Raw genomic sequence first — 9,699 nt, 5'->3', positions numbered from 1 at the left:
TCAATCTCGAAAACGATCTGATGTTTAAAGGATAACGAATAGTCTTTTTGGGTACGCTTTTGGTAACCCGATTTGATAATGCTTCTCATAACGATTCTTTTTTGTATCGCTATTTCAGGACTAGACAGGCTAAAGATAAAAAAAGTCCTGCCAACTGCTGGCAAGACTTCTTTAGTTTATTTAGCTTGGAAATTCTTATTTAAAGGTAACCGAACCATATTCTGTTTTAATTGACACATTTGCCGAACCGCCATTGCCAACTTTTCCAGTGTATTTTTTGGTTTCATCATCTTTACTTACCTGGGTAGAAGATACATTAGAGCCGTATTTAAAACCTGCATAAGAAGTTGAAAGGTTAAAGTTGGCATTATAATTATTGGCAAAACCTAAACCAACACTTACATATTCGCCATTAAAAGTAAAGTTTTTGCAAGCTGGCGTAATCTCAGCAACAGATAGTCTGTTGTAATCCATATCGATATTTGCATCGCCATTTAAGTTGCCCAAACTAACATTGGTATATTCCGTTTTTAAGGCAAGTTTGCCCACATTCGCAATGGTTAAACTGCCATATCCCTGTTGAATTACCGTATTGCCCTTAATTGTATTGATGTTGATTTTCGCATATTCAGTATGTAATAACAAGTTGCCACCGATATTGCCAACCGTTAATCCCGATCCATATTCTACTTTAATATCCGCCGATTTTCTGATTGTATTAATATTTACCGGAACATATTCCGCAGAAATTTCGATTGTACCTACCGAACCAATGTTTACGCCACCACCATATTCGTGTTTTACTACCGCTGCGTTTAAATCCTGAACAGTAGTTTTACCATACTGAACATTAATATAATTGTTGGCATTACTTAGGTTGCCAGCGGTAAGGTTTCCATATTGAACCTTTAATGATGTCGGTCCTGAAAAATCGCCTAAATCAACATTGCCGTATTGTTGTAATACTGTTAGTGGATTAATTGCAGGCATATACAAAGTGTAACTTACCTTAACCTCTCTTCTCCATGTTGTTACCCCATTTTTAACACTGCGCCCATACCTACCGTTCTTTTCGCCCATATTTGTTTTAATGGAAACCACATCACCTGTTTTATTGGCGTCAATTGATACATCATCAATTAATTTTTGGGCATCGCTCTCTGAATTGCTATAAGCTTTGATATCAATATCAACACGCACCTCTTTTTTATCCCAGGTTTTAATTACAATAGCTCCATACTGATTGTTCAAATTAACTTTATCATTATTGTCTACGCTAAAGCTTTTACTGAAAGATTTGGATTTTTCCGCATCACTACCTGTCTGTACATCTTGTGTTACTTTAACCGATGTATTTACTGAAGCAACGGTTACCGTATTAACTGCATAACTTTCTGATGGATTATTAACCGCAGCTACTTGTTGGGCATAGGTTTTTACGGCGATGAAAGCCATTATGGCTAAAAATATTTTTATTGTTTTCATGTTTGTTAATTGTTAAATCACTTACCTAAAACCTGCCGGCTGGCTTAAGTATGTTGTGGGTGAGCGTAATTAATCTCGAGTCTTCAAGATATTCTGTATTCTTTATCTTTCTGCTTAATTTATATTTGGTTAACCCTTTTATAATCGTCAACCTGGTTTATAATCATTAGTTGTTGTTTCAACAGCTGAAGCTGGATCTCTCTATTTTTAACCATTGCTTTTACCACATAAAGTTGGTTTGGCGTAGTTGGTAGTTCAGCTTTCAAGCGTTCGTAATCTTCATCAAGCTTTCTTAAATCGGCTGTAAATTTTTTGTATAAATCTGGATTTGCAGAGGCAAAAATGGCTAAGCTATCTCTCTTTTCGGTGATTAAGCCAGCATAATGGCCTTCCTTCTGCGCATAAGCCGAGTTTACATCAGCGATTTCTAAATCTCTGTTTTGCATTCTTCCGGCGTGCAGCCAAACTAAACCGAAAACAACTACTATAGCTGCCGCAGCGCTCATCCATAAATATAGCTTTACTGGCTTTTTTTTCTTTTTTTTGTCTAATTCAAGCTCAATCTTTGCCCAAAGCCCTGCCGATGGTTCAAATGCATCAAACGACTTGCGATTTTCTTTAACAAAGGTTTCTAATCTATTATTCATCTCTCATCCCTTTCTGTTCTAAAATATTTTTTAACTTCTTTTTTGCCCGCATATATTGTGTGCGGCTTGTGTTTTCACTTATTTTTAAAATGTGCGCAATTTCTTCATGGTCGTAACCTTCCAGTAAATACAAACTTAAAACAACCCTATAGCCATCTGGCAATTCGGTAATTGCGTTTCTAATTTCATCGGCCTGCAACTTTACTTCATATTCATCGGCACTAATCTCATCAGGCATTTCCGAAATCTCATCTGTCCCTACGAATTCAAACTTGCGCTTGCGGAGGTAATTGATCGATTTATTAATCACAATCTGTTTCAGCCACAATCCGAAAGTGGTTTCCTGTCTAAAATCAACAATTCTGGTAAAAGCATCTAAAAACGATTCTTGCAAAACATCTTCGGCTTCTTCTTCATAATTTAAAATGCGCAGGGCAACATTATACATTGCCTTTGCATACAGCTTGTACAATTCAAACTGCGCAGCCCGGCTTCCCTGCATGCACTCTTTTACTAATTCTAGGTTTTTATCGATGTATACCGCTTCCAAAATTTTGATGATTCTGATTATAAGACAGGTAAGATTTTAAAACGTTGCATCAAGGTAGAAAAAAGTTTAAATTAATTTTAAAACGTTTCTACTTTTTGCTTTAGTGTAAACTTAAACCTTTCAAATGAAGAATCTGTTGTTATGGAAAATATCGGTACACTTCATCATAAATTTGAAAACCCTAATGCAAACAATTAACTTCACACTATGGAAATCGATTCAATAATTTCAACCGTAAACGAGGTACATAAAAAGGCAGATCGGGCTTTAGAAAACAGAGATGCCAACCTCTATATGCAGTATTTCGATGAAAGTTTGAAGTATGCTAATGCTGATGCATCAAGTTTTGATAAAAAAGAGTTTGCCCAAAATCTTGAAAAATATTTTAAAAGTATAAAGGATTATAAAACCAGCCATTATAGAATAAAATCCTCTTTTGAGAATGATATTTTTACCGAAAAAATAGCCCGAAAATCAGTTATTATAAAACCGAATTTACTCGTCTTCTCTAAAAAAGAAACCATCCAGACCGAAGAAGTTTATCATTGGAAAAATATAAACGGCGAATGGAAAATAGTTGCGGTTGAAGTGGTGTTGGAGGAGAAATATTAATTTAATTACCAGAAAAGCTGTTAAAGCTTAAACTTATTCATTTCTTCCACTTGCTTGCCGATGTGTTTTTGCCGTCTAAAGCATATTTTGGCATTCAACAAATTTCCCTGAATCTTCTTCTCTAAACTTTAAAACAAATTCGGTATTTTTGCCGCTTAATTTAGATTACTATATATGTTAAGAACAGTAACTTGTGGTGCATTAAGCCTTCAAAATTTAGGCGAAAGTGTTACGCTGTGTGGTTGGGTACAAAAATCAAGAGATTTAGGCGGTATGACTTTTATCGACATTCGCGATCGTTATGGTATTACACAACTTGTTTTTAATATGGATGATAATCGCGAACTTTGCGAAGCAGCACGTTTATTGGGTCGCGAGTATGTAATTAAAACAACAGGTACCGTTGTAGAGCGCAGCAACAAAAACCCGAAAATGTCTACAGGAGATATTGAGATAAAAGTTTCTGCCTTAGAAATTCTTAATGTGGCAAAGCTACCTCCATTCATGATTGATGATGAAACCGATGGGGGTGATGAGTTGCGCATGAAATATCGTTACTTAGATTTACGCCGTAACCCAGTTCGCAACAACTTGGTACTTCGTCATAAAATGGCACAATCGGTTCGCCGTTATCTTGATGCTCTAGACTTTATCGAAGTAGAAACACCGGTTTTAATAAAATCTACACCAGAAGGTGCAAGAGACTTTGTTGTGCCAAGCCGTATGAATGCAGGCGAGTTTTATGCTCTGCCACAATCGCCACAAACCTTTAAGCAATTGCTTATGGTTTCGGGTTTCGATCGGTATTTCCAAATTGTAAAATGCTTTAGAGATGAAGATTTAAGAGCCGATCGCCAGCCTGAGTTTACTCAGATTGATTGTGAAATGTCTTTTATCGAACAAGAAGATATCTTAAATACTTTTGAAGGATTAATTCGTACTTTATTTAAAGAAGTGCGCAATTACGATTTGCCGGAAGTACCGCGTATGCAATATGCAGATGCAATGCGTTTGTATGGTTCTGATAAACCAGATACCCGTTTTGCCATGGAATTTGTTGAGCTAAACGATTTGGTTAAAGGCAAGGGATTCCCTGTTTTTGACAATGCAGAACTCGTTGTCGGTATTAATGCAAAAGGAGCTGCAAGTTATACCCGTAAACAATTAGATGAATTAACGGATTTCATCAAGCGTCCTCAAATCGGTGCTACAGGATTAATTTATGCCCGCCATAATGATGACGAAACTATTAAATCTTCGGTAGATAAATTCTTCAACGAAGAAGATTTAAAACAATGGAGTGAAGCCTTCAAAACGGAAAAAGGAGATTTACTTTTAATCTTGGCAGGTTCTACAGATAAAGTTCGCAAGCAATTAAACGAACTTCGTTTGGAAATGGGTAACCGTTTGGGCTTACGTGATAAAAACCTATTCTCGGCACTTTGGGTTCTTGATTTTCCACTTTTAGAGTGGGATGAAGAAACTGAACGATACCATGCCATGCACCACCCATTTACTTCTCCAAAACCTGAAGATATTGCCTTGTTAGATACGGATCCGAAAAATGTTCGTGCCAACGCATACGACATGGTAATTAACGGAACTGAAATTGGTGGCGGGTCTATACGTATTCACGACAGAGAATTACAGGCCTTGATGTTTAAGCATTTAGGTTTTAGTGCCGAAGAAGCTCAGAAACAATTTGGTTTCTTAATGGATGCCTTTGAGTTTGGTGCACCTCCACATGGTGGTATTGCTTTCGGTTTCGATCGTTTAACTTCAATTTTTGCTGGCTTAGATTCTATACGTGATGTTATTGCTTTCCCTAAAAACAATTCGGGTAGAGACGTTATGATTGATAGTCCGAGTACAATTGATGATAAACAACTTAAAGAACTGAAAATCAAAACAGATTTATAATTCAATAGCTTATTTGCCCTTCATTACAAAAGGCAAATAATACGACATAAAAAAACCACTTGATGCATAATCAAGTGGTTTTTTTTATTTATTGGTTACTGCCTTGCTGAAAGAATCTTAAGAATCTGATTTATTCAACAGTTACAGATTTAGCCAAATTCCTAGGCTGATCTACATTGCAACCCCTCATTACCGCAATATGATAAGATAAAAGCTGTAATGGAATAGTTGCTAATAAAGGTAAAAATGCTTCATCAGAATCTGGAATCTCTATGCAATAATCGGCCATTTTCTTCACTTCAGTATCGCCTTGGGTTACAATTGCAATTACCTTTCCTTTTCTAGCTTTAACCTCTTGAATATTGCTTATTACTTTTTCATACGATGAGTTTTGTGTTGCAATAAATACAACAGGCATTTCCTCATCAATTAAAGCAATAGGGCCATGTTTCATTTCTGCCGCCGGATAACCCTCAGCGTGGATGTAAGAGATTTCCTTAAGCTTTAGTGCACCTTCTAATGCAACTGGGAAACCACTGCCTCTTCCTAAAAACAAACAATTTCTAGAGTCTTTAATCTTGGAAGCTACCTCTTTAATCAAATCGTTAGATTCTAGGGCAATTTGTATTTTATTTGGAATATTATCCAATTCGGTTAATAACCCTACTAATTTAGACTGCGTTATTGTTCCTTTTTGCTGAGCCATGTAGAAAGCCATCAAGGTAAGAACAGTTACCTGTGCTGTAAATGCTTTTGTAGATGCTACACCAATTTCTGGTCCGGCATGAGTATAAACGCCTGCATGGGTTAAACGAGGAATAGATGCTCCGGCAACATTACAGATTCCGAAAATGGTTGCACCACGTTCTTTAGCCATTTCTATCGCAGCCATTGTATCTGCAGTTTCGCCAGATTGTGAAATCGCAATTACCACATCTTTTTCGGTAATAATTGGATTGCGGTATCTAAATTCTGATGCATATTCCACTTCAACAGGAATTCGAGCGTATTCCTCAATTAAATATTCTCCAACTAAACCTGCATGCCACGATGTTCCGCAGGCTACAATAATTATACGGTCTATATTTTTTAGTTTTTCTACAAACTCTTTTATCCCACCCAATTGCACTTTACCTTCTTCCGGATAAATACGGCCACGCATACAATCTCTAATCGATCTTGGTTGTTCGTAAATTTCTTTCAGCATAAAATGATCGAAACCACCTTTTTCAAGCATTTCCAATTTCAATTCAAGCTCTTGGATTAATGGCGTTTGCACCAGGTTATCCAACCTTTTAACCAAAAGATCATCTTTGGTTACCAATGCAATTTCGTTATCATTTAGATAGATTACGTTTTTGGTATATTCAATAATTGGAGTTGCATCAGAAGCAATAAAATATTCGCCTTTTCCAACACCAATTACCATCGGACTTCCTTTACGGGCAGCAATCAAACGATCTGGATTTTCCCGATCCATAACAACAATGGCATAGGCACCAGTAACTTCTTTTAAAGCAAGTCTAACTGCTTCTAGTAAATCGATTTGTTCAATTTTCTGAATTTCTTCAATCAAGTGAATTAAAACTTCCGTATCGGTATCGCTTTTAAACTCATGGCCACGAGAAGAAAGTTCTTCTTTCAATGTCGCGTAATTTTCGATAATCCCGTTATGAATAATCGAAAGCTTATCGTTATTTGAAGTATGTGGATGCGAATTCCTATCTGATGGAACACCATGTGTAGCCCAGCGGGTATGCCCCATTGCAATAGTACCGGTTTTATCCTTATCTGCTGCAAATTCTTCTAACGCGGCAACCTTGCCAACTTTTTTATAAATATGTTGACCATCGGCATTCATTAATGCAATACCAGCACTATCATAGCCTCTGTATTCTAATCTTTTAAGACCTTTAAGTACTATCGGCCAAGCCTCTCTATAGCCTATATAACCTACAATTCCACACATAAAATTTATATAAATTAAAAACGCACGAATATACTAAACAAACGTTTGTTTAGCATGCCAATTAAAATTTTACGTAAAATAATTTTTACAAACCATCTTAAACGAAAAATTCACCTAAAGTATTAACAATAGGTGAATTTTATGATGAGTTTTTAGTGAAGATTAATTTATCTTACTGTAATAGATATTAAGCTTTACCTTATTTGTTGTATTTACACCTGTTCCAATAACTGATCTTTCTGCTGAAGTTGCAGTTGGAGATACCTGAAATACATCTAGAGATGTTGGACCGATAAAAGTTCCGTAATCTGTTAATTTTTTATCAATCAAATCCTGCACGTAACTGGTTACAATAAAAATATATCTGTTTTTTAATGAATCATAATAACCTCCAAAAATACCATCAGATAAACCTCTTTTATCGCCTCCAGTTGTTGTAAGTGGATCATGATCAGGAATATTTACAGGCTGTTCTGCAATATCCCAACGGTATAAAGAAAGTCTTTGTGCCGGTCCAAATGGATAAGCGTAAGTCCCAGCGCTAAGATCTACAACCAGCTCAGCCTTGTTTATGATTGATTTTCCATAAGTGCTGGTAAAGTTGGCAAGATTTGGAAATGAGATTTTGGTTCTCACACCAACTAAGCCCTGAGTATAAGTAACCGTATAAGGTGTTGGGTTTGCGGTAGTTGGTGGATTATCCAGCTGCGTTTTAATTGGTGTTCCTGTGTAGTCGTGTTTAATGTTCGCTGTAATTGCACCAGAACTTGTGTTTATCGGCCAATTAACTGATGTGGTATCAATGCCACTAGATGAATTTGTACTTTTGTACACCAGCTGTAAGTAAGAATTTACACTAGAAAAATCTATAAATGCGATACCACCTGTACCTGTTGATGTGCTTTTATTAATTTCTGCATAAAGTCCTTTAAAGTAATCTACGAATTTAGCATTAGTAGTTGTTCCTGTTGTAGGCAGGCTTAATATTGTGCTTTGAATAAAGGCTTTGTTCAAAGGAATTCTAATTTCTGCTTTTACAGTTCTTAAGGTATCTGTTTTGCCTTTAAGGATGTTAAAGGTTTTTATTGGTGTATTTGGATAAATCTTACTTCTAAAATTGCCTAACAATAACGAATTATGTGCCTGAACATCAGAGCTTTTGTAATTGGTAATTTTATTTGTTAGCTGATATACATCGATACTATAAATAGAATTAGTAGTATCTCCATAAAATTTAATTTTAGGACTTACCAGATTGGTATCAATTCTCAAAACCAAAACCGCTGAATCTAAAACAGGAGAAGTTCCAAAATCGTAACTTAATGAATATGGAACAACCGTCATGGCAACACTCGATTCCGTTTTACCGAAAACCGGATCAACCATATAACCTAAAGGATGACGCGTTAACCCAACAGTATTTACGGCGTTGTCAAGAACAGTTTGAGATCTAACATCGCTGTTAACCAACGTTCCTTGTATTGCTTGGCTTGGATCTACATCTAAACCAATACTATCGGGGTTTTTACAAGATGCAAAAAGAAAAAGACCTATCAACAGGGTTAATAAGTCTTGTTTTGTAAATTTCATATTTAAAAATAATAATACCTAATTAAGCAACAGAAACCAATTCATCATTTGAAATTTCTTCATAAAAAGTATAGAAGTTTTCAAAATTTTCGGTTAAGTTATAAGCTAAAGTTGGCTTATTGGAATCTTTAACAAATTTTAACACATCTTCGTTAAGGTTTTCATCTGCTAATACAACTGCATCTGAATGGGTTACAGCACCGATATGCATGCTATTGCAATCTGCCGCTTCGAAAGCTTTAGTATCTGCTTCAGTCATGTTTGCCATAACCGCTTTCTTAGAAAAGTTTGCATTTAATTGCTCACTGAAACAATCTTCATAAATAGAATAAACTACTTTAGAATTTTTGAAAGTTGGATCGTTTTTATAAGTTGTTTTAATGTAAGCTGGAACTAAAGAGCTCATCCAACCATGACAGTGAACGATATCTGGAGCCCACCCTAATTTTTTAACCGTTTCTAAAGCGCCTTTACAGAAAAAGATTGTACGTTCATCATTGTCATCAAAGAATTTTCCGCTAGCATCTCTAAATACTTGCTTGCGTTGGAAATATTCTTCGTTATCCAAGAAATAAACCTGCATGCGGGCAGCTGGGATGGAAGCTACTTTAATAATTAAAGGGTTATCGTTGTCATCGATAATGATATTCATTCCAGACAAGCGGATTACTTCGTGTAAACGATTTCTTCTCTCGTTGATGTTACCAAATTTAGGCATCAAAATGCGGATCTCGAATCCTTTATCTTGCATTGCTTGTGGTAATTGACGAGTGATTTCAGAAATTTTAGTAAGCTCGAGGAAAGGCGACATCTCGTGGGTAACAATCAGCAGCTTCGTTTTTGCCATCTCCATATTTTAAGAAAATATTTAAGTTAAATAAAAGATAATGAGCTGCAAAGATACTAATAATAATACTATTTATCAA

The 9,699-nt window shown here is 35.9% G+C and carries 8 protein-coding genes; 2 read left to right on the top strand and 6 right to left on the bottom strand.

What is annotated here, in order from left to right:
* Window positions 1-195: 195 nt before the first annotated feature.
* The 3 genes from DF947_RS11145 to DF947_RS11135 all read right to left on the bottom strand — a co-directional run bounded on the left by DF947_RS11145 (window position 196) and on the right by DF947_RS11135 (window position 2,634).
* Entirely contained in the window at window positions 196-1,485 is a 1,290-nt protein-coding gene (locus tag DF947_RS11145; protein ID WP_240615366.1) for a hypothetical protein, read from the bottom strand.
* A 119-nt stretch (window positions 1,486-1,604) separates the two neighbouring features.
* Window positions 1,605-2,132 (bottom strand): hypothetical protein, encoded by a 528-nt coding sequence (locus tag DF947_RS11140; protein ID WP_240615365.1) that lies wholly within the window; start codon window positions 2,130-2,132, stop codon window positions 1,605-1,607.
* Window positions 2,125-2,634: an RNA polymerase sigma factor gene (locus DF947_RS11135; protein WP_394341491.1), complete on the bottom strand. Its 510-nt coding sequence runs from the start codon at window positions 2,632-2,634 to the stop codon at window positions 2,125-2,127. Before DF947_RS11135 ends, DF947_RS11140 begins: the two co-directional genes overlap by 8 nt.
* A 255-nt stretch (window positions 2,635-2,889) precedes the next feature.
* Between DF947_RS11135 and DF947_RS11130 the strand changes: the two genes are divergently transcribed.
* Both DF947_RS11130 and aspS read left to right on the top strand, forming a co-directional pair.
* Window positions 2,890-3,294, top strand: coding sequence for a hypothetical protein (locus tag DF947_RS11130; protein WP_109929754.1), 405 nt, complete (start codon window positions 2,890-2,892; stop codon window positions 3,292-3,294).
* A gap of 174 nt (window positions 3,295-3,468) precedes the next feature.
* A complete protein-coding gene (gene aspS / locus DF947_RS11125) occupies window positions 3,469-5,214 on the top strand; it encodes an aspartate--tRNA ligase (protein WP_109929753.1) in 1,746 nt (581 codons plus the stop codon).
* A gap of 130 nt (window positions 5,215-5,344) precedes the next feature.
* Here aspS and glmS read toward each other — a convergent pair whose 3' ends face one another.
* The 3 genes from glmS to DF947_RS11110 form a co-directional block, all read right to left on the bottom strand.
* Complete coding sequence (gene glmS / locus DF947_RS11120) at window positions 5,345-7,183, bottom strand: glutamine--fructose-6-phosphate transaminase (isomerizing) (RefSeq protein WP_109929752.1); 1,839 nt, start codon at window positions 7,181-7,183, stop codon at window positions 5,345-5,347.
* Between the two features lie 162 nt (window positions 7,184-7,345).
* Window positions 7,346-8,773, bottom strand: a complete 1,428-nt coding sequence (locus DF947_RS11115) for a DUF4270 domain-containing protein (RefSeq protein WP_109929751.1) — start codon at window positions 8,771-8,773, stop codon at window positions 7,346-7,348.
* A 22-nt stretch (window positions 8,774-8,795) separates the two neighbouring features.
* A complete protein-coding gene (locus DF947_RS11110; RefSeq protein WP_240615364.1) occupies window positions 8,796-9,620 on the bottom strand; it encodes a glycogen/starch synthase in 825 nt (274 codons plus the stop codon).
* Window positions 9,621-9,699: the final 79 nt, after the last annotated feature.

It is taken from the genome of Pedobacter paludis (assembly GCF_003173575.1).
In the GTDB taxonomy this organism is placed as follows: Bacteria; Bacteroidota; Bacteroidia; order Sphingobacteriales; family Sphingobacteriaceae; genus Pedobacter; species Pedobacter paludis.
Note: the sequence above shows the minus strand (reverse complement) of the source record. Positions and strands in the feature narration are given on the sequence as shown.

Coding starts and splice junctions, on each gene's coding strand:
- aspS (WP_109929753.1), top strand. CDS start 3,469: ATGTTAAGAACAGTAACTTGTGGTGCATTAAGCCTTCAAAATTTAGGC.
- DF947_RS11135 (WP_394341491.1), bottom strand. CDS start 2,634: ATGCAGGGAAGCCGGGCTGCGCAGTTTGAATTGTACAAGCTGTATGCA.
- DF947_RS11145 (WP_240615366.1), bottom strand. CDS start 1,485: ATGAAAACAATAAAAATATTTTTAGCCATAATGGCTTTCATCGCCGTA.
- DF947_RS11115 (WP_109929751.1), bottom strand. CDS start 8,773: ATGAAATTTACAAAACAAGACTTATTAACCCTGTTGATAGGTCTTTTT.
- DF947_RS11140 (WP_240615365.1), bottom strand. CDS start 2,132: ATGAATAATAGATTAGAAACCTTTGTTAAAGAAAATCGCAAGTCGTTT.
- DF947_RS11130 (WP_109929754.1), top strand. CDS start 2,890: ATGGAAATCGATTCAATAATTTCAACCGTAAACGAGGTACATAAAAAG.
- DF947_RS11110 (WP_240615364.1), bottom strand. CDS start 9,620: ATGGCAAAAACGAAGCTGCTGATTGTTACCCACGAGATGTCGCCTTTC.
- glmS (WP_109929752.1), bottom strand. CDS start 7,183: ATGTGTGGAATTGTAGGTTATATAGGCTATAGAGAGGCTTGGCCGATA.